This is a genomic window from Bradyrhizobium diversitatis, assembly GCF_016031635.1.
GTDB classification, from domain to species: domain Bacteria; phylum Pseudomonadota; class Alphaproteobacteria; order Rhizobiales; family Xanthobacteraceae; genus Bradyrhizobium; species Bradyrhizobium diversitatis.
Genome location: NZ_JACEGD010000007.1, coordinates 193,475 through 217,607, shown reverse-complemented (window position 1 = coordinate 217,607; position 24,133 = coordinate 193,475). Strand labels below are relative to the sequence as shown.

Below are 24,133 nucleotides of genomic sequence, written 5' to 3'. Positions count from 1 at the left end.
TTTCGACGCAGCGCTGGACCGTCTGATGATGGGCGCCAAGTCTTTGACCTACCGCAAAGAACGACGGGTTCTCACGGTAGGCAAGCAGCATCGCGGCCCGCGACACCCGGCGTGCCGGTTCGGTCCTCGACCGCGAAAGAGCCGTCAACGTTTCAATCTCCTCATCGGTCATCGCCAACTCGACCGCTTGCCGCCGTCCTGCCATGGTGAAACTCCTCGTTCAGTCAATCGCAAACGAGGAATCCACGAACGAACGTACCGTTCCATCACTGCCAAGTTCACGGAATCGGTCGTCTAGCTGGTCCTCGCGACATCGATGTAGCTGGTCGTTATATGAATGACGCGGTTGCTTTCGACATGGAGCCAGCATACAAGAACTCAGCGTCCGCTATGTCGAGGAAACCTGCCGAAGTATGGGTATTGATCCGAGCATTTGGGGTGATACTTCAATAATTCTTGGCGCCATCAGGTCACATTCGTGGCGGAAGAGAACATGCTGAGTTTGATTGTCAACGTCGACGCCAGAACGTCGATCGCGATCAGGTTAGTGAACGCGATGATTGAGTTCGCCTCGGTTACGTGAGAGTTGACGCCGGCTGTAAGGAGCACCTCGTCAGCGTACTTCAAGATCGGTCGACCGCTCCGATGTGTTATGACTGCCGTAAAGGCTCCCGCCGATTTTGCCGTTTTTAGTGCGTCAGCAGTATCTTTGGAAATCCCGGAGTCTGCTACGGCGATCACCACCGATGTCGGGCCGAGCCCGCTTGCGACGTAGGTAGCATAAGTCGTGTCGATTGTTGCATGCGCTGGCAGGCCGATCCGCAAGAGACGAAATGCAAGGTGTTGAGCGACAAGGCCCGATACGCCGGAGCCGTACACATCAATCCTGCGAGCCGACAGCATGGCATTGGCGAGGCGGCTGACAGCTGCCTGGTCAAGAAGAAGCTGCGTCTCTCGCGTTGCTTCGATGATGCGTTCCGTCAATTCTTGCGTAAGACTGGTGTTCGTCTGGTCGGCATTTCGCTCCGCTGGTAGCAGACGGCGAGACGCTAAGTCGCCCGCCAATGCCAGCTTGAAGTCTTGCAGGCCGCTAAATCCGATTACCTTGCAGAACCTAACAATGCTCGCCGGGCCGCTGTTGGTAACAATCGCTAGCTCACTGGCCGTTTGGTGAATAGCGAGGTCGGGGTTCTCCAAAATATACTTTGCAATTCTCCGCAGGGCGCGCGGGAGGGTCGATAAGCGCGCATTCAACAGCGGAAGCGCTCTGTAATGAATTTCCAAGTCTCTCTCTTCCACCGCAACAGCCGCGCCAGCATATCTCCAAGGGAAGGTCCTTTTCTTGTTAAGCGCGCTCCACGACGATGTGCCAATACCGGTACCCGGACCCTCCACGCGGCCGATCTTCAACCTGCAGCCACTCGAAACCGGCTAAGAACACTTTCAGAGTATCGGTGTCGCAGAAGATGCCAGGGTCATGATCTCGATTATCGTGCCCCCCACCGAATGGCCCGGCGGCAATCGTTCCGCCGCTCTGCCGCGTGGTGCTCCGCGTGGACAACATGGTGGCTTGAAGAATGCCCCCTTTTCTGAGGACGCGGCGTGCCTCGGCTATTGCGGCTCTGGCAACAGAGCCGTCCCCATGACAGGAGACATTGTATGCCAGCGCGTAGTCGAACGAGTGATCCAGGTAGGGCAACGCAGTCATGGACGCCAAAGTAACGTCAATATCGAGTGCTCTTATCCCAGCTTCTTCTCTCAACTGATTGAGAGCTGCGTCCGAAAGATCTGTGGCCGAAACGGCAAATCCGATTTCTGCCAACCCCAGCGCGTGACGACCGACTCCACATGCAACGTCTATGGCTGCACGAGAACCTTTCGCAAATAAGCGCTTGGCAACCTCAATGACTTCGCGTTCAGGTCTAAGCCATCCCCGCCGACCTTCATCGGGCACCCACACCGTCTCCCGCGCCTCATGCGCGATATCCTTATTACCGATTCCTGACATGGAATGTGTCTTCCTGTGCGCTAGGCGCTCCTGCACGCTCTATGCAGACGTCGGACCATGTTCTTGAGCAAATGTTCGGTGTGGTTGTCAGACTCACAACGCCTCCTTTCGAAACAAACACGTTAGGAGCGTTGGCTTCGCAACGTGGGGTATCACCGTTTTAAAGATGCATCGCGGATGTCGTTAGGTGCTTGGTAAACCAATCGCACGTCGCCTTGCTCGCCGTCGCAAATTGACGCACATAGGCTTCATAGTGTCCGCCATGAATAAGGACGAGTTGCTTTGGTTCGCGGGCCCGGTTGTAGGCGTCGAGCTGAAGATCGGTGAGGCAACGGGTGTCGTTATCTGCCAGGACCATTAAGAGCGGAGTTGGCGATATGCGGGACACGTAGTCGCCGGGTTCGAACTCCATCATCATGTCGTGAGAGATGACGGATATCTCATTGTTCCAAGTGCCTTCCAGATCGACGTCCTTATACCAATTGATCGTTTCCTGCACGGTTGTATGAACGCGGTATTGTATCGTTCCCTCTTCCAACTCGCGACGACGGGCGTCCTCAAATTGCGTCCGGTACAAAGCCCAATCGGTGGATGCGATATGGCAGTTCACCATGGCAGATCCGCTGATCAGGGGCGCGACGGCCACTACACATCGAATCCTTCGATCGACTGCCGCCACCATGAGTGCTGTTCCCCCAGAGTAGCTTGTGCCCCACAGGCCAATTCGCTCAGGATCAATCTCCGGCAGCATTGTCGCGAATGTGATGGCATCACGAGTGTCATGCATCTGTCTGAAAGGGTCAGACTCATGCCGCGGCTCGCCGTCACTCCGTCCCCACCCGCGATGGTCGTAGGCGAGAACAGCGAACCCTCTCTCGGTCAGAGACTCAGCGAATTTCGCTAGTCCGTGCTCGATCTGCACCGTTAATCCGTGCGTCATAACGATGCATGGGAGCCGTGTGCTGGCAGCATCCGGAGCAAAGAACCAGCCTCGCAGTTCTACTCGATCGCGCGTCTTGAAGGTGATGTCTCTCTGCATGGGAAGGCCTCAACGATTTCGATGATTATCGTTTGGGGCCGCGAGGCCATCGATGACGGCGCCTGGTGTAACGATCTTGATTTTCGGATGTTCTTTGAGGGATGCCAAAATGGCGCTCAGATATTTTATTCGATGAGACGCCCCAAACACCCAGGGGTGGACACCAACACCAAGAATTCTGCCCCAAGCCTCTTCGTGCTCAATCCTATTCACAGCTTCAGAAATGAGACTCGTAAACCTCTCCAAGGGTAACCGTCTCAACCAAAGCGCCTCGACGTCATCGAAATCCGGAAAAGCGGGCACGGCGTACAGGCCGTTGCTGCCGGTTTGTCGATAAGGCAACTCATCGTTCGCCCAATCCAACGTGTACGTAAATCCCGCCTGGGTCAGGATCTCGCTCGTTCTGGCCGTCCCCCCAAAGTCCTGCCCGAGCCATCCCCGAGGCTGACAGCCAAACGCGGCAGTTAGCAGGTCTCGTGTTCTGAAAATTTCATTCCGTTCCTCATCAAGTGTCATCCGGCTCGTGATCATTCTGTCCGCACTCAGCCCATGAGCGATGATCTCCCAACCACGCCGCTTGATCTCATCAACGAGCTCCGGATGAATCTGCGTAACAAATGCGTTCACCGGAACCGCTGGCTTTATTCTCTCCCGATCGAAAAGCTTAAGGATGCGATAGATCCCGACTCGATTGCCGTATTCCCGGTAGGACCACGTTCTGAATTCTGGAAAATAGGATCCATACTCAGCGGCAAAACGTGGATCAGGATATGCGTCAGGACCCCGGTCAAACGCCCAGTATTCTAGGTAAAGGAGAATATACACATAAAGAGTTCCGCTTTCCTGCCCGTGAATATGTGCTCGACCACCTATCGGGCTGTAAGCATAGAGGTCATGATCCATGCCTCGTTCAGGTTTGGTCGACATTGTTATCCTCCTCGTCACCTCCACGCAGCAAGCTATCGCGATACCAATTTGTCAGCTCGGCGCCGGTGGCGAGCCAAACGCCGGAGTGCGATAGAATGTAATCGAGTGCTTTGTCGAGAAATCGTATCCTCTGGGGACGACCACTTATATAGGGGTGAATGGCCATGTTCATGACGCGACAGGCCTCGGCACCTTCCGCATAGAGGGTATCAAACATGTCCCGAGCTACACGAAGGAAGTCGTCTCCTTCGCAGGAACGAGCAAACAAAACCGCGTCATTCAAATCCATTTGATACGGCAACGACACCAGGGTGCCGTTGCGGACCCTTATCGGCGTCGGCTGGTCGTCATGATAGAAGTCGCAGTAGTACTGAAAGCCGGCCTCCGCTACGAGGTCAGGCGTTCTCAACGTGTGCGAGACCGATGGAGAAAACCAACCAGCCGGCTGCCGCCCTGTGAATTTCTCAAATAGACGCAACGACTGCCAAATTGCGTCTCGCTCGTCTTCCTCACTCAGATTCCAAAGATATCGAGTGTTGTACATGCCGTGAAGCATGTAATCCCAATTGCGCTTTTCGCATGCGTCAAGAATCTCGGGATAATGTGCAAAAACGGCAGCGTTGAGCGACGCCGTGCAGGGGACGCGGTACTCGTCGAGCACTTCGAGCATTCGCCAGAGACCAACACGATTTCCATAGTCCCGAAGACTGTAGCCAAGAATGTCGGGGTGGGGCGTCCGCGGCCAGGGATTTCGCGTTTTTCCAGGATCGGGTAGAAATTCGTAATGCTCAACATTCGGGCAAACCCAAAGCGCGAGCCGCGCGTCATTTGGGAGGCGAATTCGTTTCGAACCGCTGCCATGAATAGGTCCAAGTCGAGCGACGTCCATCACGCTTCGCTCCCTGTGCTTTCTTCCCTGACCTCTAGCGGCAGGAAATAGGCTGCCACGAGAGCGACACCGATCGCTACCGTTGCTAGTTGTGCAGCGGTGACAAGGGGGTCATCAGGCGTCAGAGGTGGCCGTGCAAGAAGGCCACCGAATGTGGCGACGCCAAGTGCACAGCCGAGCTGACGGGTCATGGTCAAACAGCTGACAACCACGCCGCGGTGCGAAGGAAGCACGATGAGCAGCATCGTGGACATCGCAGGAGCCGTGAGGCCTATGCCAAAGCAGCTCATCGACAGCATCGTCATCACCGTGACGCCGCTCTCAATGAGAAAAATGCCCGCGATCGTCATCCCGAGTCCTGCGACAGCAATGCCGAGGCCGATCAACATGATGTTGCGCTGCGAATGTGATCGCGCAAGCTTCGTAGTCGCGGCCGGGCCCAGGCACATCATTGCCGCGAGCGGGAAGAATGCGAGACCAGTTTCGGCCGCCGTCAAATTGCGCGAGGCTAGGAGATGAAATGCGAGGAGAAAGCTGACGCCATAGTAAGTAAAATTTAGACAGCATCCGATCGCATTCACGAAAATGAAGGTCCTATTTGCTGCGACGTTCGGAGGAAGGAACGCATCGCGGCTGAACCATTCCGAGAAAATCAAGATGCCTAGAGAGGTTGCGCTTGCGGCAGCAAGAATAGCGACCCAAAAGCTTGATCCTTCAGCTGCGTATCCCATGACGGCGGAGACGAGCAGAGTTGGGCCGACGAAGAGGAGGCCGGTTCTCATCAGGACGCGGTGCAGCCGTGGCCGGTGAACTATCGGGGTCTTCCTCGGCGCTGTCCATGCGGGGTATACGACTATGCTCATAAGGGCGGTGACGATGAGGAGCTCCAACCAGAAAATCCACCGCCAACCGTAGAATTCGACGATTGTCCCTCCAAGGATGGGCCCAACAGCCTGAGCTGTCCCGGCAAGCGCCGCCCAGATGCCGATCGCTCTGGCTTTCGATATCGTGTTTGGAAACGCATCCGCGATGGCTGCGTAAATCGCGGGAGTCAGAAAAGCAGCTCCAGCGCCCTGAACAGCAAGGCTTGCGCTGAGTGCCTTAGGCCCGCCGGCGAGTGCCGACCCAAGCAAGCCAAGCGCAAGTATGAAAGCCCCAAGAAGGAATGATCTCCCGGCTCCGGTCTTATCGCAAAGATCGCCCCCAACTAAGAGGAACCCGGCGAAGGTGATTGCGTACGCATTCGCAACCCACCGAACTTGTGTGAATGGTGTTTGAAAGTCCTTCGAAACGGCGAAGAGGGCAACGTTCACTGCCGTCGTATTCATTATGATCAAGAATTGCGTCAGGCTAAGAATTGAGACCAACAGAACATTGCGCTTGCGAACGTCTGATTCGCGCTTGGGTACGCAGGCGACGTTGAGGCTGGCTCGCAGGAGACTGTCCCAAATGCTGCTTCCGCTCATTGGTCAGCCTCGGTGAACGGTATCCCCACATTGAACAAGCAGTCCCCGGGTGCTGTTAGAGCTGTGAACCTTCTGCACAATACAAGACCAGACTGGGCGAACTGAATTCGTCGCGGCGGAGCCCATGGCTCGGAGGGGGTGTGGATGAGCCCGGCGTCGGAGCCGCGGTCGACGAGCTCCCCGAGCCGAACCAACGGCTCGAATACTCCTCCGCAGGGTGCAAAGACGAAGTCCTTGAAAGGAACTCGTCGATATAGAGCAATCGGCGCTGGCTGTTTTTGGCCGTGAACTGAACGGATAGAGCCGATGTGCTCGAGGACGCGACGAGTTGCCTCTTCGGCCAATTTCAGAGTTGCGATGGACACCGTTGCCCCACCGCCCAATTCGCTAGAGAGGCAGGGTATGCCACCGGCTCGTTCACATGCTGCAGCTAGGCTGCGGTTGGCCCCGCTGGGAGCATCTGTTACAAAGCTCACTGGGAAACCGAAAATCCGCAACAGAGCCAGTAGCTTCCGGAGCCTGCTTTCTTCGGCCGAGTTCACTATAACTGCCGATGGTATGTATTCTAGAGAACTTCCTCCTGAATGCAGATCGACCACCAAATCCGCTCCCGGAAGCAATGTTGTTTCAAAAAAATGTGCGATGGCTTCGGTGGGGCCGCCATCCGGCCGCCCGGGGAAAACCCGGTTTAGATTGCCACCGTCATATGGAGACGTCCTTCTGCCGGCATACACTGCTGGAGCATTAAGAGCTGAAAGCAGAACGATATGCCCTCGTACTTCGTCGTGTCGTAGCGTCCTCATGAGGTTCATGACGACGATCTGTCCTTCGTACTCATCACCGTGGTTGCCAGCGACAACAATGACGCGTGGTCCGCCCCCGTTTCGGATGCTGGCGACCGGGATTAGGATGGATCCGTAAGCGGATTCGTGTCGTGACGTGGGCAGGCGCAAGAAGCCTTTCTGGACTCCCTCCTTGTCAAAATCGACATCTGACCAAATTGGGCTTTTCGACATTTCGATCCCTCTAGCCGAGAGAGTGGGGTTTGGAAGCCCACGTAATTTCCGTTCGATACGCAGCTCTGAGCTGGCCATCAGTATCGGCGACTTCGGCAACAAGCTCACGCAGTTCAGTTTCGATCACGTCCCGACCGAACGATTCCGCGGCCATCTGAAGCTGAATGGTTGAGAATGCAAAGTCGACAAACGTGTCTTCGGTAAAGACGCGGTCCCACGGGATGACGTTGGCGCCATCGAATTGAAGTACGTTGCACTGACGTAGTTCGTCGGCAAACGGGGCTGCCGAATGGCCGCCGCCGTTGTCAGCAAAGCGCCCGGTGCGATATCCCGTAACTCGAGCCTCCATGAATGTCTCAAACGCTCGAAGCAGACCGCTCGACTGGAGATCGCGTTTGTTCTGGATGATTGCCAAGCAGCCTGTGTCGACGAGAACTCTCCGTGCCTCAAGGTAGAACGTTTTGCGGTCGAACAATTGGGCGGAGCCCGCCGCAGAGATCAAAGCGATCGACGAGTCTAAAAAGGGCAGACATTCCGCCGGCGCAGAATGATAGACGATCTTCCCCGTCGAAGCGGTCTGCCGCGCACGAGATATCATTGCTTCGTTCGGCTCGACCCCGATGACCTCGGTGTCTTCCACCGTGCTGGCGAGCATCCGTGTGAAAATGCCGGTGCCGCTGCCGACGTCGATGATGATAGGCTTGCGGGTGCGTACAGACGCCGCACGGTCAAGGATCAGCTGAACCGCTTCTGCGGGATAGCCTGGCCTGGAACGATCATATTGGGCCGATATCTTGTCGTAGCGGGACCACGATTGAGTGGGCCGCTGAAGAGAGGTATCCACTATCGTTTCCTTTCTTCCATTGCCAAAAGCTTGTCACTCAAATCCATCGAGAAGCGAAAATGGGGCTGGAGGCCTGGAATAATTCGCTCGTGACCGATCTGGCGAAATCCCCGAGCGCGATAAAATTGCGCGGCCGCTGAGCGGCCGTTGAACCACAGAAGACGTCCCTGTCGGAAGACGATCTCCCAGATCCCACGGTCCAGAACGGCGGACGCGTACCCCTTCCCGCGATGATCAGGAAGAGTTGCCATTCCACGCAACCTCCAATGATTTTGCTTGACCGAATAGGTCGAGGCATCAGCCGATGGGAGATCCTCCAGAATGAAGGTACCAACAGAGACGAGCGCCTCGTTCGCGAAGAGTCCGAGATGAAAAAGCTCAACCGCATAGCCAAAGGCGGGAGGTGGCTTCGATGGAGCTGGCGCTAGACCAATATCTCTTAGCGGCAGCCCCTCTTCTTCGCTGATTCGTCGAATTGCAATGTCGCTGTGTGGCGACGCGACGGCGTGGGACCACATGCCTCTGTCAATCATCGTGTCGTTGTTGATCATAGGGTCTGCCGCTTCAAGTCCCTGAGGCGGTTGGCCAACGAAAGTGGTCAGCCGCCCACATGAACGTCTCAGTAAGGCTCGTCGCTCATGAGATCCCGCAGAGCTTCAAGGCTGACCTTGAGTACGCCAGGGTCATTGGGGACACCAAGACCGAGTCGTACCTTGTTCGGTGCAGAAGCTTCAGAGACGGCAAACGAGCGGGTGGAAGACACGAAAATGCCGATCCGCCGCGCTCTCTCGGCGAAGGCATCTGAGGACCAACCGGAAGGCAGATCGACCCAAAGATGATAACACTGAGGGTGACTGCGAAGCTGGATTCCGCGCAGGACGTCGTTGGCAATGAGGTGACGCTCAGCTGTCTCCCTGCGGACAGACGAAAGAAGCCGAGCTGCTGTCCCATCAAGAACCCACTTCGTTGCCACCTCGGTCGGAAGCGGTGCCGGCATCCAGTTTGTAGTCATCGTCGCCGGCCAAAAATATTGGCTAGGAACAGCGCCTTCAGGAGTCAGAAGGTAGGTAATCCGCAGCTGAAGCGACAGCGATTTGCTCAGGCCAAGCATGTACCAGGTGCGCTCAGGCGCATAAGAGGCCACCGGCGGCGGACCGTCTTCGAGCAAGACGCCGTAAATGTCGTCTTCCAAGATTTGGAGATCGTGCATGCGGGCAACTTCTGCGATCTCTTGCCGACGCTCCGCCGGCATGATCGCGGTTGTCGGGTTTTGGAATGTGGGGATGCAGTGAAATACCTTTGCACCGGTCTTCCGGGCAACGCTGGCCAACGCGTCGGGACGGAGTCCGTCCGCATCCATATCGACACCGTGAACCTGGATTCCTAGCAGCCGTGCCAGCGGTTTCATGGCAGGATAGGTGAGCTCCTCAGTGAGCAGTACGCCCCCTGGCCTGGCAATTTGAGCAAGCACCATTAGCGCGGTACTTTGGGTTCCGTTCGACAGGACGATTCGCTCTTCAGAGACGTCCGACTTGAACCGCTGCTTGAGCCACATAGCGCCCGCAACCCTATCCGTCTCACTTCCATTGTAGCGAGGGAAGCGAAGATCGTCGGTGAGATTCGGCGAGTTCTGCAATTCTACCAGAGCGCTATTGAGCGCCTCCTTGGTCAGCGGAGTTGGGGGCGGGAAGTTGCGTCGGAAATCGACCAATTGCGTCTGCTGCGGCAGGACGGCGAGGGTATCTTCGGCAGCTAGTGACATACTGGACTCTCCTAGGTTTCGATCTGGTGCAGCTGGTAGAAGTTCGGCTGGTTCAGCCGTAGCGTGAATAGATGAGGCCAAGCGCGGTGAGGACGGCTGCGGCTGTTGCTATCGGGACCGCCTTTCCGCGAATCGCGGGAACCCTGACCCTGGGGCTCACGTGCAAAACACTCAGGCAAATGAAAGCGATTGAAAGGAGAGCCGGAAAACCGAATTCAGGAATCAATGGCCGCAGAAGAATGAGCAGAGCTAGCAACGGGGTGTCATAAGAAACCGGAACTCCGATGAAACGCGCATCGGCTGCGAGCCCGACATTCTCAAAATAGCTGAGCCGGATCGCCCCGGCCAACACGAGAAGCAAACTGGCGACGAGCGAGAGCACCGTGCCTCGGCCAACAAGAATGATGATTGCGGCGGGGAAAATGACGCCGTGAACGAGGTCGGAAAAGCCGTCGAAGCTCTTTCCGAAGTCAGCTGCACCTGGCCGGCGAAGGTGACTTGTCTTACGCGCAACGTGGCCGTCCCAATGATCCAGGAACCAAGTCCCAAGCATCGCTGCAACACCGAGCTCGAGTTTGCCGTTGAGCGTCAGAAACAGCCCAACGACGGCAAACAGATAGCCAAGGGTTGTGATCGCATTGGCATAGTCGCGGAGATGGCTGATCATCGCCTTACTCCTGGTGCCAGTGATATGGAGGTGGGAGCGGTGAGAATGAGTTCGGCTGGCGTGAGTAGTTCTTTCGCTGACCAAAGATCTCCTCGACTGTCGATCTTGAACCGGCGGGAAAACCGGTCGTTGAACGCGCTAGATTGCGAGTGTCGCCAAGAGGCGCGAGGATCTGGGGGACATAAGCCGTCCGCCGCCCGTTTTTCACCGCGCGGCAGAGCGCTGGTCGTCGGTGCTCGGGCAGAGCGTCTGCGAAAAAGAGCGTCAGGTTGGTTTGTCTTGAAGGGCTTCTTCGCCCGTTCTTGAGGGGAGTTTGGTCCATGCCGAACGTGGTAACGGAGCCATGGTCGGCCAGCTCGACCGCCGAACACGTCGTGGGTGCATGGGGCGACGCGATGGCCGTCAAGCTCCACCTGGTAGGTGATGCAGTTCGAAGCTCTTGTTGCAGGAATTCGCGGCAGCATCCTGTAAAGGCTTCACAGCGGTCGCGTATGACGACGCCTGCTTTGCGAATCCCGAGCACTGAGAGTTGATGGACGGCGTTTTGCAGCATCAGGATGCCGCTCATTCCCACCAATCGCATCGGAACGAGGTCCGAGTAAGGATGCAACCGCGTGCGCATTCCAGCGGCAAGGATCACGGCGCATCTGCGATTGGGCATTTCGAGGCTTTCTGGTAATGGTTAGGCGGCTGCTTGCCTGGTCTTCAGGCTGTTCAGGGTCGCGACGACACGCTCCAGTCCCGGCTCCAGCAGGTCTGGAGGAGCGCCGTAGGACAGGCGCAGCCCGTTCGCGTCGCCAAACGTAGTCCCCGCAACGGATCCCACATCGGCCTGCTCCAGGAGCAATCGTGCAACATCGTCGGTAGATCGGACGGGACCGTTGGCCGGCAACGCGGAGATGAGACTGCTCAGATCGAGATAGAAGAAGAATGAGCCATTGGCGTTCGGTGGGGGCACATCATGCAGACCAGACAGGATGCGGAGACCAGAGTTGCGAGCGTTGGACAAGCGCTGCTGCATGTCCCGTTCGAAGCTGCCGTCACCGACTTCGAGGTGGTGCAGGATCGCCTGCTGTGCGATCACATTGGCATTCGAGGTCATATGGCTCTGCAGCGTCTTGGCTGCGGAGACGATTTCCGGGGAGGCCGCGAAATAACCCAAGCGCCAACCGGTGATCGCCAGCTCTTTGGAGAAGGCGTTGACGAGGATCGTCCGTGAACGTACGCCGGGATGCGCCATGACGATCGACTCGTGGCGTGCACCGGTAAACACGAAGCTGGAGTAGCATTCGTCCGAAACGATCCAGAGCTGATAGTTGATAGCGAGATCGCCGATAGCCTGGAGGATCGTTCGATCATAGACTGCGCCGGTCGGATTATTGGGCGAGTTGATGATAATGGCTTTCGTCCGCGGTGTGACCGCGCTGCGGACTGCGCCGATATCGGGAACATATGTCGGCGGGCGGGCATCAAGGAACACAGGCGTTGCGCCGGCGAGAATAACCTGGGACGGGAATGTCGGCCAACACGGGCGGATGATGATGACTTCGTCACCCGGATCGAGCACGGCCAAGGCCGCGTCGAGCAGTGCTTGCTTCGCGCCCGCTGTAACAGCGATATTCTCCGTATTCCAGCCGATGCCTGTCTCTGCCGACAGCTTTTCGGCGACAGCCTTGCGAAGCGGCGTAAGGCCTATGGAGTCGGTGTAGCGGTTTGTTCCGGCATTGATGGCGGCAATCGCTCCTTCGCACACGGATGAGGGGGGCTCGATGATGACTTCGCCGGCCGCCAGATCGATAATTTTGCGGCCACCCGCTGCGGCTATCTTGGCTGCCTCACGGGCGGCGGCAGTGCCCGGACCTGAAAGCAAATTCATCCGTTGCGCCAACATGTGCGCTGCTCCTGACTGGTAGTGCACCTTGCAAGGTCATCCGCGCCGCCTATTGGCCGCTACGTGTCCTGCTTCAGCAGATATCACTCCGCCGTCTCGGCAAGCGCGTCCTGGCCAACGAGGCTCAAAACCTAAATCGGGACCGATAGCCTCTTCGTCACGCCAGGGAGCTCATCATGCGCCTCCATGGGGAAGGAGAGATGGAGATGGAGCAGACCCGGGCACTCAGTTTTCTTGTCGAGGAGTCAGCACAGCGACCACGGCCTTCGAAAACAGATTGCAATTGAGTTTGCATGCCGAACTCCTTGCGCCCGATATTTGCCCAGCCCGATGTTCATAAGGCAAATAGTTGAAGTGCTTCTGCCGCGAGATCAATCACTAACATTGGTAGTTGACCTGGGCCCAAGCGCTTCTAAGTCGTATGCTCTGGTGCTGATGACTTGCGAGTGCTGCGGGAGAATTGCCGTGCAATTGTGCGGCCTGCGGGCGAGCGAAGGAGCGGATTATCTTCTTGGATTGTTTCCGGAGCCTGTCATTGCAATGCCGGCGCGTCGGGGACCCTCGAAGGTACAGCGATTGGAAGCGCAACCAGCTTAACACGGCGGTGTTTGAAGAGCCCTGACGGATCTATCGACGCAGCTCAACTGGGCTAACCCGAGCTATCGAGCGTTGCTTCCCGACCTTTGCAGCGATTACCATGGTCCATCACAATTACCCGGCCGTCATCGGCATCAAGCGTCCTTGGGCTAGCTTTGGCGATGGACCAATTCACGAGGCGGACCAGCAGGTCAATGCCATCTCATTAAGCCAGTTAGTTCGGTACAGTCACGGGCGATGGCAACTGCACCTTCATCAAGAAGCCGCCGAGCATGTTCCTCGCGCCTGTGCGAATGGAGGGAGAAGCCAATCACCCTCATGCCGGCCCTGACGGCGGCCTTCACGCCGTTGATACTGTCTTCAACAACGAGACAGTCGCACGACGAGATACCCATTTGCTGCGCGGCAAAGAGAAATAGATCAGGAGCGGGCTTGCCTCGGGTAACCTGAGCCGCGCTGAATACATGCGGCAAGAACCAGAGGTCCAGCCCAGTTACGGACAGCCCGAGACGCAGCTTTCCGGGGGAACTGTTGGACGCCACGCACATCTTGCTGTGGCTTCCAGCGATCCCGAGCACTTCGCGGATACCTGGCGTAGGCTGGAGGGCCGACCGGTAAAGCTGTGTGATCTCGTCCTGGACAGTGGCATGATAGTCAATCGGCAAAGGCGCGCCCAGCTCTCGTTCGAAGGCAGCGTAGAGGTCCCTGTCTGCCGCGCCAACAAACCGTTCTGAGATCGTCTTGGCAGTGATTGGCAGTCCGATCTGGTTCAGCGCGCGCGCGTGAACGCGGGCTGCAATCTCTTCCGAATCGATGAGCACGCCATCGCAGTCCCAAATGATCAACTGCGGCGGCCTTAACGACAACGTCCCGGTCACGAAGCATTGGCCTGCTGGAAAGTGTAGGCGATGGATTCGTCATCGACAATGACCGCCGGGACCGGGGAATATTCGAAAACAGGCCCTTCGTAAGTGTAGTCGTGGAAGTGAACCACAACGCTCTCCGGTGAGACCAGGGCGATCGCATAGAACGGCGCCTCCAGGCAGCGTGCGGCTGGATCTACTCCCAAACGAAGCGAAAATTGGGACACGGTGCTGCGCAAAACCGAAAACGGAATGCCATTCCAGGAGCCCGCAATCGCCCTGTGGAGATGCCCAAAGAACATGTGCCGGATGTTTCTGCCAGCAAGAACTGATGCCAGCCGCTCGGGGGACTTGAGCGCCAGCGAGTCCAGAAGCGGTATGCCGATCGGAAATGGCGGATGGTGCAAGAACAACAGGACAGGAGCCGCACCGATCTCATCAAGGCGATGTTTCAGCCATGACAGGCGAGCATCGCAAAGTTCGCCCGAATGGCTGCCATCGGCTGCAAGCGTATCGAGAAAAATCAGATGCTGCCCGTCGATTTGCACAGTCGATTGAACAAAGCCGCTTTCGTCCGCCGGCACGTCAGGGAAAGCAGCCCGGAAGCGCGCGCGATGATCGCCGTTGCCGAGGCAAAGCCGGAAAGGCAACCTCAGTTCGACAAGACACTCCCTTAGTTGCTGGTAGGCGGTGGCCTGCCCAAGGGCCGCAAGATCGCCAGTAATGACGACCAGATCGGCGTCCGCATGCTCAGCATTGATGCTGGCAATTGCCGCATCCAACCGCTGCCGCGGATCGCAGCCGACGTGCTGAATGCCAGGCGGCGTCAGATGCAGGTCTGTTACTTGTATGATTTTCAGCATTGGCAGTCATCCCGACTCGGTAGGCCATCGAGCCTGTTCGGTATCATGAAGAGAATGACGACGGAATGACATTCCGGATGTCTGTCGTCATTCTGAAACAATGTTCCGGTATCTGTCCCCTCGAAAACCGCCCAAACGTGGGCATTGCGATCCAGCCTTCGAGGGGTAACACGATGAAGCGACGGACTTTCCTGGCCTCTGCCGGTGCTGCGGTCGCAGGCGGAACACTCGATCTCGCGTTTGGCGGACCCGCCGCTCGCGCACGGGACAAAGTGCGCATCCAGGTCTCCTTCTTCGACGCCGCCTTCCAACCGACCATGCAGGCATTGATCGACAAATTCCACGAGCAGGCGCCACAGATCGAGATTCGCATCCAGGCCCCTGCCCAAAGTTGGGACGCCCAACTCCAGCGTACAATCCTCGACATACGAACCGGGGCCGCCGCAGAACTAGCGGTCCAAGGCTATAACCGGCTCCGGATCGTCGCCGACAACAAGGCTGCGATTCCGCTGGACGCCCTGATTGCCGAAGAGTCCGACTGGGTAAGGCAGGGCTATTCTCCGGCGCTGGTGAGCTTGGGCGAGCTTCGCGCCCAGCAATGGGGCCTTCCGCTCCAGCTCTCGAATCCGGTCATTTTCTACAACGCCGATCTCTTCAGGGAAGCAGGCGTCGATCCGCAAACCTTCGCAACTTGGGACAGTGTGACCGAGGCCGCGAAGAAAATCACCGCGCTCGGCGGCGGCAGGACCGGAGCATTCTTCGACTACGCCGCCGACGGAAATTGGATGTATCAGGCCCTGCTCTTTTCGCTTGGGGGGCGCATGATGTCGCCCGACGAAAAGGCGATTGCCTTCAACGATTCGACCGGCCTCAGGGCTCTGCAAATCCTGCGAAAATTCGGGGAAGCAGGGCAGGTAGACATGACCGCGGACCAGGGAGGCCAGAGTTTCGCCGCAGGCGTCACGGGAATGATCTTCACATCGAACCGGCGTCTTGGCGCTTATGAAAAAGCAATCCGGGGCCGGTTTGAATTGGGCTCGGCACCGCTTCCGAAAACGGAGGGCGGGCATGTTCCAGCCGGTGGCGGCTTTCTCAGCATAACGACATCCGACCAGGTGAAGCAGAAGGCCGCCTGGGAATTCCTCAAGTTCGCGACGGGTCCAGTTGGGCAGGCTATCGTGGTCCGCATGACGGGTGCGCTACCAGGCAACGCCAACGCCGCATCCAACCTGGACGACTACTATATCAAGACGCCACAGGCAAAGGCCGCCCTTGAGCAATTGCCGATCCTCACCGCCTGGTACTCCTTCCCCGGTCCGAACGCGATCAAGATCAGCGACGTCTTGCTCGATCACCTGCGCAGCGTCGTGACGCTCAAGGTTGCGCCGGAGGTCGCGCTGAAAGCTATGCGCGCTGACGTCGACGCTCTTCTGCCCAAAGTTTGACGATATCGCACTCGCCCCTGATTCACTCGGAGAAACTTTTAATGTTATCGACAGCTACCGATACCGCTTATCGCGCATGGGATGAACAATGGGCGACCGAAAAAGGCCGTTCGGATTGGCTTCGGCCTGAAAGCGAAGTCGTCGACACGGCGGCCCATCTCTTTAAAAATGGGTTTCGACGGGCGCTCGATCTGGGCTGCGGACTGGGACGTCACGCTCTCCATCTCGCGCAAACCGGATACGCGGTTTGCGCGATGGATATGTCCGAGGTTGGTCTCAATGAACTGCGTGCAACCGCGGCGGCTCAAAACCTTACAATCGAAACGCAGCGTGCGTCGATGACGAGTCTTCCCTTCGACGATCAGTCCTTTGACTACGTCGTCTCCTATAACGTCTTTTGCCACGGTGACGCGGACGTCGTTGCCGCGGCCGTTTCCGAAGCGCGACGTGTCCTGCGCAACGGCGGCATTCTGCAGGCAACCATGCTTTCGAGCCGGAGCGCTGCGCCGCATCGTGGTCGCGAAGTCGCGCCGGACACATTCGTGTGGGATGATGGCGAAGCTGACCATCACCATCCCCATTATTTCTGCGACACTGCTCGGCTCAATGGGCTTTTTCGCGGATTCGAATGGCTCCAAGTCGAGGATCGGCAGGATGTCGCCCTGCCGGAATACTGGCATTGGCACATGATTGCGGAGCGCAAAAGATGAGCGACACGAGCGAGGCGACTCCTAACCGAAGCGAAGTATCTGATGCCCAGGCGGTCCAGCGTGCCAAACGCTACGGGGCGCTGCCCCTGGTTCGTGCCTATATAGCGGGCCTTCCCAAGGCACTGCAGCGGATTGCAAAATACGTCCTTGAGAACCCGGATTTGGTCATCCGGCAGACAGCGAGCGAACTCGCGATCGTGACCAAAAGCGGCCCGGCAAGTATTGTCCGGTTCTGCCAGGTAGTTGGTTTTGCCGGACTGCAAGAATTCAAGCTTGCGCTTGCCGCCGATCTGGCATCACAGCGCTTCCAGGAGGGGGACGCGAATGAGGCCAAAGCAAACACCGACCTGACCGAAGAGCTGGCCAACCGCATCGTGCAAGCAACGCGCGAAACACAATTCCTGCTGGATCAGCATGCCGTTGATCGGTTAGCGGATGCACTGGTTAAGGCTCGTCGCATCGATGTGTACGGCGCTGCAATCTCGGGATTGATAGGCCAACATCTGGCTTTCCGGCTGCTGCGTATTGGCCTGCCGGCTCATGCTATCGTCGACACGACCTATGCTGCCTACGTCGCGAGCGGTTTGGGTCCAACGTCCGTCGCAATCGCGGTCTCTGAATCGGGCATGACCGAGGAAACGGTGGAGGCCTTACGTCGTGCCAAGGCCGCAGGCGCATTCACCGCCGTGATCACGCATCGCCATGATGGACCCATCGCGAAATATGCCGACGAGGTACTGCTCACCGCAGCCGTCAATTCTCCTTTGACCGAAGCGAAGTCTGTCATCGCGTTCACCAACCTCATGGCGATCGAGGTTCTGGCGTCGATGTTGACCATTAAGCTCGGATTGCTACATCCGGCAGAGAGTTTGGACTGATGGCCGCCTGCTCTTTTCAATCTATCACCAAATCCTTTGGACCAACGCCCGTCCTCCGGGGTGTTTCGCTGTCGATAGCCGATGGTGAGTTCCTGACGCTCTTGGGACCATCCGGGTGCGGAAAGTCCACGCTGCTGCGCATATTGGCAGGTCTCGAGGTGCAGGACGCGGGTTCGGTTTCGATTGGCGAGCGGGCGGTCGACGGCCTCAGGCCAAAGCGGCGGGACGTGGCGATGGTGTTCCAATCTTACGCACTCTATCCGCACATGACCGTTGCCTCCAACGTGGCGCTGCCGCTGCGGATGCGAAGGCTTTCGGCCTTCCAGAGGTTTCCTCTTCTCGGGCGCCTGCTGCCAGGAACGGCGCGGACCGCCGCCGAGATCGACGTGGAAGTCACCCGTACGTGCAAGTCCCTCGGCATTGGCCACCTCCTCGACCGCAAGCCGGGGCAACTCTCCGGTGGCCAGCGCCAGCGGGTGGCGGTCGGCCGGGCGATGGTGCGCCATCCGGCTGTTTTCTTGATGGACGAGCCGCTGTCCAACCTCGACGCCAAGCTGCGAGTGCAGATGCGCGCGGAGATCAAGGAGCTGCACCAGCGACTCGGGGTCACCTTCATCTATGTCACCCATGACCAGGCCGAGGCCATGACGCTGTCGGACCGGGTAGCGGTCATGCTCGAGGGAGAGTTGTTGCAAGTCGCTCCGCCGCAAGTCATCTATGCCGATCCCGATGATCGGCGCGTCGCCGAATTCATCGGTTCGCCCAAGATCAACATGTTCGACGGCGTAGTCCGCGAGCACGGGCTGATCGATGTGGCCGGCTCGACGCTCGCAATCGAGGTTGATGCACTCGCCGGTGCGCCTCTCACCCTTGGAATTCGCCCGGAGGCTTTTCATCTCGCCGACCACGGCGGGCCAGGCGCACTGACCGGTTCCGTGCGCATGGTCGAGCACATAGGCTCTGACCTCTTTGTCCATCTTGATCTGGCTGGCGTCGACCATCCCCTTGTCGCAAGGCTGCTGGCCGAACGGGCGCCTCATATTGCCCCCGGCCAAGACCTGCATCTCCGCGTCTTTCCAGACCGGGTGCTTCTCTTTACCCGCGATGGGCGGCGTTTGCGCCGCAGAGTGGAATCTGGCCGGGCATCGGTGACGCCGATCCGGGAGCTCGCCCGATGAGCGGGCCTCTTGCTCTTTCCAGCGCCTCTGACGAGCGGTCAACGACCCGTAGTGATCGCACGTCTCCGACGCCGGCTGCTTCGTCGGCCCGAAGGCGAGTTCTCAAGGAAGCATTGGCAGCCTGGACTCTGGCGGGGCCGGCAGTCTTTTTTCTGTTCGTCCTGTTCTTCGTGCCGATGATCGGCGTCTTCATCATCGCGCTCACCGATTGGCAATTTGGGGCACGTTCCCTTTCTTTTGTCGGTCTCGCCAACTTCCGCGAGGTTTTCGCGGACCATGGCTTTAGAACCTCGCTCTTCAACACCGTGATCTACGTCCTGATCGTCGTGCCGGGCACTCTCGTCCTTGGTCTTTTGACTGCACTTCTGATCGAGAGCGGAAACTCCTGTCGCTCCTTTTACCGCGCCATCCATTTTCTACCATTCATGGCAACGCTCACGGCCATGGCGATCGCTTGGGAGGCCCTACTGCATCCCACGATCGGCCTCGTCAACCAAACGCTCGCGGCCATTGGTCTGCCGACAGCCAACTGGCTGCGCGACGATAAGACGGCTCTTTCAGTGCTGGCTGTCATCGACATCTGGCAGAACCTCGGCTACGCCATGGTGCTGTTCCTGGCCGGCCTGAAGAGCATCCCTCAGGATCTCTACGATGCCGCGGACGTGGATGGAGCTGATCTTTGGCTCGACCGGCTGTGCACAGTTACACTGCCGATGCTGGGGCCAGTCTCGATGTTCGTGGTCATCGTTGTGGCGTTAAGAGCGTTCGAGTCCTTCGACACAGTGAAAGTGCTTACCCAGGGCGGCCCCGGCCACGCGTCCGAAATGCTGCTCTATACGCTATATCGGGAGAGCTTTGAGTACCTACACACCGGATATGGCGCTGCCGTTGCGGTCGTCTTTCTGGCCATCGTCGTGACGCTCACCCTCATCCAAGCCCGACTCATGGACAGGAAAGTGCACTACCAATGAGCGCCAGCACCTCCACGCCCCATCTGCCGGCGTATGCCGCAATTCTTCGACACGCCGTGCTGCTGGTCACTGGAGCGCTCGTTCTGATCCCCTTTGTTTGGATGGTGTCGCTGTCCGTCAAGCCGCCTGGCGAGATATTCCGTGCGCATTTCTCTCTTTGGCCTTCGCAGTTCTACGGTGTCGAGAACTATACGAAGGCGCTGACCGAAGCTCCACTGCTACGCTACATGGGCAATGGACTCATCGTATGTACTCTGATCCTGGGTCTGCAAATCATCGTCTGCGCACCTTGCGCCTATGCGCTCGCCAAACTTCGCTTTGCAGGCCGCGATCTGCTCCACGGCCTGGTGCTCATTGGTCTGCTCTTGCCGCACCAGGTGCTCTCGTTGCCGCTCTTCATCCTCTGCTACCAACTCGGCATTCTCAACACCTACGCCGCGCTTGTTTTCCCCTATGTCGTCTCCCCGTTCGGCATCTTCCTGTTCCGCCAGTTCTTCAAGGCCATTCCCGACGACGTGGTTCACGCCGCCCGCCTCGATGGCCTCTCTGAACTTGCCATCATCTGGCGGATCATGGTGCCAATGGCGCTGCCGGCTGTCATTGCCTTTTCGATCTTCTCGGTCGTCGGCCACTGGAACGATCTGTTTTGGCCCCTGATCGCTGTGCGCGACCAGTCCCTGATGCCGCCGCCGCTCGGCATCATGGCGTTCAAGAACGAGGAGGCCGGCAACGACTATGGCCCACTCATGGCTGCATCGACGCTCGTCGTGCTCCCCCTCGTCATCGCCTTTCTGGCCGCGCAGAAATGGTTTGTCGAAGGACTCGCAAAAGGCGCCGTCAAGTGACCGTGTTGCCCACTCTGAGATATCCCTTTGCTAGTACAGCAATCGAGTTGAACGACGTGACTCCCGAACAGACCAATCCGTCGATGCGTCCTCGGCCTGGCACCGGCATCGTGCGCCCGAACAAGAGGCGCTTTGTCAAAAATGCCATTCTCGCGAATCTTTCTCTGCAGGATCTCGCAGCGATAGGGGAGTTCCTTGAGCCCGTTGTCCTGACTGAGCGCATGGTCCTGCAAGAGCCGAAAAAAAATCTTAATCACGTGTATTTCATAGACTCGGGTTTGGTCTCGCTCAGGGTCGTTGCCCATGGAAGTATGCTTGAGACGGCAGTTGTAGGATATTCGGGCGCGGTCGGACTCTCGCTCGTGGTTGGAGGCAATATTGCGACACAGCAGTCTGTTGTACTGTTTCCTGGAGGCGCACTGAGAATTCATGCCGACCATCTGCGTCGCGTGATGAGCGAACGCCCGAAAATTCTCGAAGGTGTCTTGAGATACTATCAAACCCTCAGCACGCACTGTGCGCAGACGGCCTTATGTGGAGTTCGACACGAACTCGAACGGCGCTTGGCGAGCTGGGTTTGTCTGGCCTGCGACGCACTCGACGGCAACGTCCTTCCAGTCACACACGATTACGTATCCGTCGCTCTCGGGTTACCTCGTTCAGGTGTAACGAGGGCGCTTCTTCGATTTGAAGAACAGGGTTTAATCCGCAAGATGCGCGGTGTCTTGCAGGTGCACGACCAAAAGCGCCTCCAACAAAAGGCGTGCTGCTGTTATGGTGTTATTGCGAGCACATACGCTTGCGTGGACCATCCAGCGGGTGTGGAACGGCTGCCGACACCGGTCCGACGGCCTACTTAGGCCTACCGGAGCCGCCGCTTTCATCTGTTGCCATGACTCTGCGTGATCAATGGCGTCACGCAGATCGCACTGCATGCGTCCATGAAACAATGAATTGAGAACAATAGAGGTTCAGCGGCGCTCGATCGCGTCGATCGGCCGGGCGCGTTCCGAAATGTTCAATCGTTGGACAACATCAAACGAAATCTTCTGATGCCATTTGGTGTGGAACGCACCGTACTGACTCCGATAGAGCACGGTCTAGGCGTTGGGCGACCCCTTCGTGCATTCGACACAAACTTCGCGCGCCTTTTACGAAAGCAATCTGACACACATAGGCACGCAAGCGGCGGAATAACCCGCACGGCGACGTTCACTGGTTCACTCAGTCGGTGCGGCGTTGGAGAAGGCCCTGCAATAGAGAGCGATGGGTCAGGAGCGAGGTCGTCGTACTACGTAGGGCGGAGCGACCGCGTGTGAAGTGCAACAGTTTGGAGGACTATTAATGAAGATGGCGAAGAGGCTTTTGCTCGGATCAGCGACGTGTCTGATCGCCGTAGCCGGAGCGCAAGCTGCAGATCTCCCCGTCAAGGCCAAAGCGGTCGAATACGTCCGGATTTGCTCGCTGTATGGTGCCGGCTTCTACTACATTCCAGGTACGGACACGTGCATCAAACTGGGAGGTTACCTGCGCGTTGAGACCGTGCTTGGTAGCAGCGCTCATTATGATGCAGCCAACAACAGCGTGGGGGGCGCACACAACCGCCTGAGCGACTATTACAGCACGCGCTCTCGCGCGAGCCTCGATACCGACACGCGCACGGCGACTGAATACGGCATGCTCCGCACCTTCTTCAATGGCGTGTTCACCTGGACGGCGGGGAGCTATACCGGCGCCGGTACGACCGCCGTGAACGGCTCCACGAGCTATACTGGCGCCAGCGGTTCCGGCGCAATCTCGGGTGGTTCGCTTGGCGTCTACTACGCTTTCATCCAGTTCGCCGGCTTTACAATGGGTAAGGCGGTCTCACAATTCTCCGCACCTTGGACGAATTATCCGGCCAACCTTTTTGACGGGTTGCCGGGCGGCGGCAGCGCGGTCACTGGCGTGAATCAGTTCACCTACACTGCCGATTTCGGTCAGGGCGTCACGGCATCGTTCTCGGCACAGGATCAGGTCGCCTACAACACGACGAATATCTGGAACATCAGCGGCGCGACCGTCAACGGTCTTGCGATCGGCGCCTACGGCGCCAATGATATCGGTGGTTCGCGCGCTCCGGACTTGATCGCCACGGTTCGGGTAGATCAGGCCTGGGGGCTCTTCCAGGGCTCCTTCGCTGCGCACGACAACCATGTTGCGTACTATGGCGCGGCTGAGACAAGCGGGCATCCCGCCGACAAGTGGGGCTGGGCCGCCCAGTTGGCATTGTCGATCAAAAACGTCCCGACGGGCGCGGGGGACTCAATCAACCTGTCTGGTGTGTACACCAACGGCGCAAGCCGCTACAACTTCCAGGATCTGATGGCGACTACGTACGCGATGTATGGCGGCACCGGCCTCGCGGGTGCTTACCAGAGCATCGGTATCGGTGGCGTCTCTGATAGCGTGTTCGTCGCGGGCGCAAGCCAAGAGTTGACTACAACGTATGGTTTCCGCGCCGGTTACAATCACAATTGGGATCCGTACTGGAGCACTGGCCTCTACGGAGCATGGGCTGCGGTGCGCTACAACAGCAACGCCAAGGGCTACATCTGCAGCGCGCTCGTTCCAAGCTTGGCACTGTCAAGTGGTCTTGCTGGTTGTAATCCCGATTTCAATTATTCGGCTGTTGGTGTGATCACGCGCTGGACCCCCGTGAAAAACCTGACCTTCTCGGCCGACTTTACCTACACCATGCTCGATCAGAAGTATGCGAGCGGAAGCACGTTGATCATGCCGCTGCAAGCGAGTGTGGCCAAACCAGGCGCGGCGTACGAGCTGAAAGACCAAAACAGCCTCACGCTGCTGCTCCGGGCTCAACGCAACTGGTAGTTTTTTTTGCTGAAGGAGAAGTGCTGGACCATTTAATATGACCTCCAAGTAGGCCTCTGGCATGCCCGCCGGAGGCCTACTTTTTATTCGGCCGTTATTCCCTCGGCGAAATATTTTCTTGAAAGCGAATGTCCGCGAGCCATCTGGCAGTTTCACGCCAAGTCACACTTGGCATCAGATGTGGCATTTGCCTTTGCTGCACGTCCACCTATCGGCCAAGACCTCACTTGCGACGGCCCCACCGAGAAGGCAAAAACATCGGTCGTGCGGAACGGTCAAACAAGCCGCGCCTCGCGAACAGAATTGAGAAGCTGGCGTGTCTGGAAGCAGCCGTCGTGACGTTTCCAAAAGGACGGGATCTCCGATCAGCTCGGTACCCGCCTGCCTAGGCTGGCGCCAT

The 24,133-nt window shown here is 57.8% G+C and carries 22 protein-coding genes and 1 pseudogene; 8 read left to right on the top strand and 15 right to left on the bottom strand.

Annotated elements, in window-relative coordinates:
• The 15 genes and pseudogenes from H1B27_RS39800 to H1B27_RS09010 form a co-directional block, all read right to left on the bottom strand.
• A pseudogene (locus H1B27_RS39800) lies at positions 1-205 on the bottom strand (IS630 family transposase); the annotation flags it as partial.
• Positions 206-465: 260 nt separating this feature from the next.
• On the bottom strand, positions 466-1,284 hold the full coding sequence (locus H1B27_RS09075; protein WP_197965810.1) for a MurR/RpiR family transcriptional regulator: 819 nt from the start codon (positions 1,282-1,284) through the stop codon (positions 466-468).
• 61 nt (positions 1,285-1,345) lie between these two features.
• Entirely contained in the window at positions 1,346-2,008 is a 663-nt protein-coding gene (locus H1B27_RS09070; protein ID WP_197965809.1) for a class I SAM-dependent methyltransferase, read from the bottom strand.
• Positions 2,009-2,168: 160 nt separating this feature from the next.
• Complete coding sequence (locus tag H1B27_RS09065) at positions 2,169-3,047, bottom strand: alpha/beta hydrolase (protein WP_197965808.1); 879 nt, start codon at positions 3,045-3,047, stop codon at positions 2,169-2,171.
• A gap of 9 nt (positions 3,048-3,056) precedes the next feature.
• The gene (locus H1B27_RS09060; protein ID WP_197965807.1) at positions 3,057-3,974 is read right to left on the bottom strand and encodes a polysaccharide deacetylase family protein; all 918 of its coding nucleotides are present in this window, start codon (positions 3,972-3,974) and stop codon (positions 3,057-3,059) included.
• Positions 3,958-4,863 carry a polysaccharide deacetylase family protein gene (locus H1B27_RS09055; RefSeq protein WP_246515310.1) on the bottom strand — a complete coding sequence of 302 codons (906 nt, stop codon included), beginning with the start codon at positions 4,861-4,863 and terminating at the stop codon, positions 3,958-3,960. The genes H1B27_RS09060 and H1B27_RS09055 overlap by 17 nt, the downstream gene beginning before the upstream one ends.
• A complete protein-coding gene (locus H1B27_RS09050) occupies positions 4,863-6,329 on the bottom strand; it encodes an MFS transporter (RefSeq protein ID WP_197965805.1) in 1,467 nt (488 codons plus the stop codon). The genes H1B27_RS09055 and H1B27_RS09050 overlap by 1 nt, the downstream gene beginning before the upstream one ends.
• The gene (locus tag H1B27_RS41165; RefSeq protein ID WP_197965804.1) at positions 6,326-7,345 is read right to left on the bottom strand and encodes a succinylglutamate desuccinylase/aspartoacylase family protein; all 1,020 of its coding nucleotides are present in this window, start codon (positions 7,343-7,345) and stop codon (positions 6,326-6,328) included. The genes H1B27_RS09050 and H1B27_RS41165 overlap by 4 nt, the downstream gene beginning before the upstream one ends.
• A gap of 10 nt (positions 7,346-7,355) precedes the next feature.
• Entirely contained in the window at positions 7,356-8,189 is an 834-nt protein-coding gene (locus tag H1B27_RS09040; protein WP_197965803.1) for a class I SAM-dependent methyltransferase, read from the bottom strand.
• Positions 8,189-8,740, bottom strand: a complete 552-nt coding sequence (locus H1B27_RS09035; protein WP_197965802.1) for a GNAT family N-acetyltransferase — start codon at positions 8,738-8,740, stop codon at positions 8,189-8,191. Before H1B27_RS09035 ends, H1B27_RS09040 begins: the two co-directional genes overlap by 1 nt.
• A 68-nt stretch (positions 8,741-8,808) precedes the next feature.
• Positions 8,809-9,951, bottom strand: a complete 1,143-nt coding sequence (locus H1B27_RS09030) for an aminotransferase-like domain-containing protein (protein ID WP_197965801.1) — start codon at positions 9,949-9,951, stop codon at positions 8,809-8,811.
• A 52-nt stretch (positions 9,952-10,003) separates the two neighbouring features.
• The gene (locus tag H1B27_RS09025) at positions 10,004-10,618 is read right to left on the bottom strand and encodes a CDP-alcohol phosphatidyltransferase family protein (RefSeq protein WP_197965800.1); all 615 of its coding nucleotides are present in this window, start codon (positions 10,616-10,618) and stop codon (positions 10,004-10,006) included.
• Between the two features lie 682 nt (positions 10,619-11,300).
• Positions 11,301-12,509 carry a pyridoxal phosphate-dependent aminotransferase gene (locus tag H1B27_RS09020; RefSeq protein ID WP_197965799.1) on the bottom strand — a complete coding sequence of 403 codons (1,209 nt, stop codon included), beginning with the start codon at positions 12,507-12,509 and terminating at the stop codon, positions 11,301-11,303.
• Between the two features lie 788 nt (positions 12,510-13,297).
• Positions 13,298-13,984, bottom strand: a complete 687-nt coding sequence (locus H1B27_RS09015) for an HAD family hydrolase (RefSeq protein ID WP_197965798.1) — start codon at positions 13,982-13,984, stop codon at positions 13,298-13,300.
• Complete coding sequence (locus H1B27_RS09010) at positions 13,981-14,832, bottom strand: phosphodiesterase (protein ID WP_197965797.1); 852 nt, start codon at positions 14,830-14,832, stop codon at positions 13,981-13,983. Before H1B27_RS09010 ends, H1B27_RS09015 begins: the two co-directional genes overlap by 4 nt.
• Positions 14,833-15,005: 173 nt before the next feature.
• On the opposite strand from H1B27_RS09010, the gene H1B27_RS09005 reads away from it, so the two are divergent.
• The 8 genes from H1B27_RS09005 to H1B27_RS08970 all read left to right on the top strand — a co-directional run bounded on the left by H1B27_RS09005 (position 15,006) and on the right by H1B27_RS08970 (position 23,733).
• Complete coding sequence (locus tag H1B27_RS09005; RefSeq protein ID WP_197965796.1) at positions 15,006-16,277, top strand: ABC transporter substrate-binding protein; 1,272 nt, start codon at positions 15,006-15,008, stop codon at positions 16,275-16,277.
• 41 nt (positions 16,278-16,318) lie between these two features.
• Positions 16,319-16,987, top strand: a complete 669-nt coding sequence (locus H1B27_RS09000; RefSeq protein ID WP_197965795.1) for a class I SAM-dependent methyltransferase — start codon at positions 16,319-16,321, stop codon at positions 16,985-16,987.
• Positions 16,984-17,865, top strand: coding sequence for a MurR/RpiR family transcriptional regulator (locus H1B27_RS08995; RefSeq protein WP_197965794.1), 882 nt, complete (start codon positions 16,984-16,986; stop codon positions 17,863-17,865). Before H1B27_RS09000 ends, H1B27_RS08995 begins: the two co-directional genes overlap by 4 nt.
• Positions 17,865-19,043: an ABC transporter ATP-binding protein gene (locus tag H1B27_RS08990; RefSeq protein ID WP_197965793.1), complete on the top strand. Its 1,179-nt coding sequence runs from the start codon at positions 17,865-17,867 to the stop codon at positions 19,041-19,043. The genes H1B27_RS08995 and H1B27_RS08990 overlap by 1 nt, the downstream gene beginning before the upstream one ends.
• The gene (locus tag H1B27_RS08985; RefSeq protein ID WP_197965792.1) at positions 19,040-20,014 is read left to right on the top strand and encodes a carbohydrate ABC transporter permease; all 975 of its coding nucleotides are present in this window, start codon (positions 19,040-19,042) and stop codon (positions 20,012-20,014) included. The genes H1B27_RS08990 and H1B27_RS08985 overlap by 4 nt, the downstream gene beginning before the upstream one ends.
• Entirely contained in the window at positions 20,011-20,859 is an 849-nt protein-coding gene (locus H1B27_RS08980; RefSeq protein ID WP_197965791.1) for a carbohydrate ABC transporter permease, read from the top strand. The genes H1B27_RS08985 and H1B27_RS08980 overlap by 4 nt, the downstream gene beginning before the upstream one ends.
• Complete coding sequence (locus tag H1B27_RS08975; protein ID WP_311976935.1) at positions 20,856-21,719, top strand: Crp/Fnr family transcriptional regulator; 864 nt, start codon at positions 20,856-20,858, stop codon at positions 21,717-21,719. The genes H1B27_RS08980 and H1B27_RS08975 overlap by 4 nt, the downstream gene beginning before the upstream one ends.
• Before the next feature lie 484 nt (positions 21,720-22,203).
• The gene (locus H1B27_RS08970) at positions 22,204-23,733 is read left to right on the top strand and encodes a porin (protein WP_197965790.1); all 1,530 of its coding nucleotides are present in this window, start codon (positions 22,204-22,206) and stop codon (positions 23,731-23,733) included.
• The last annotated feature ends 400 nt before the right edge of the window (positions 23,734-24,133 follow it).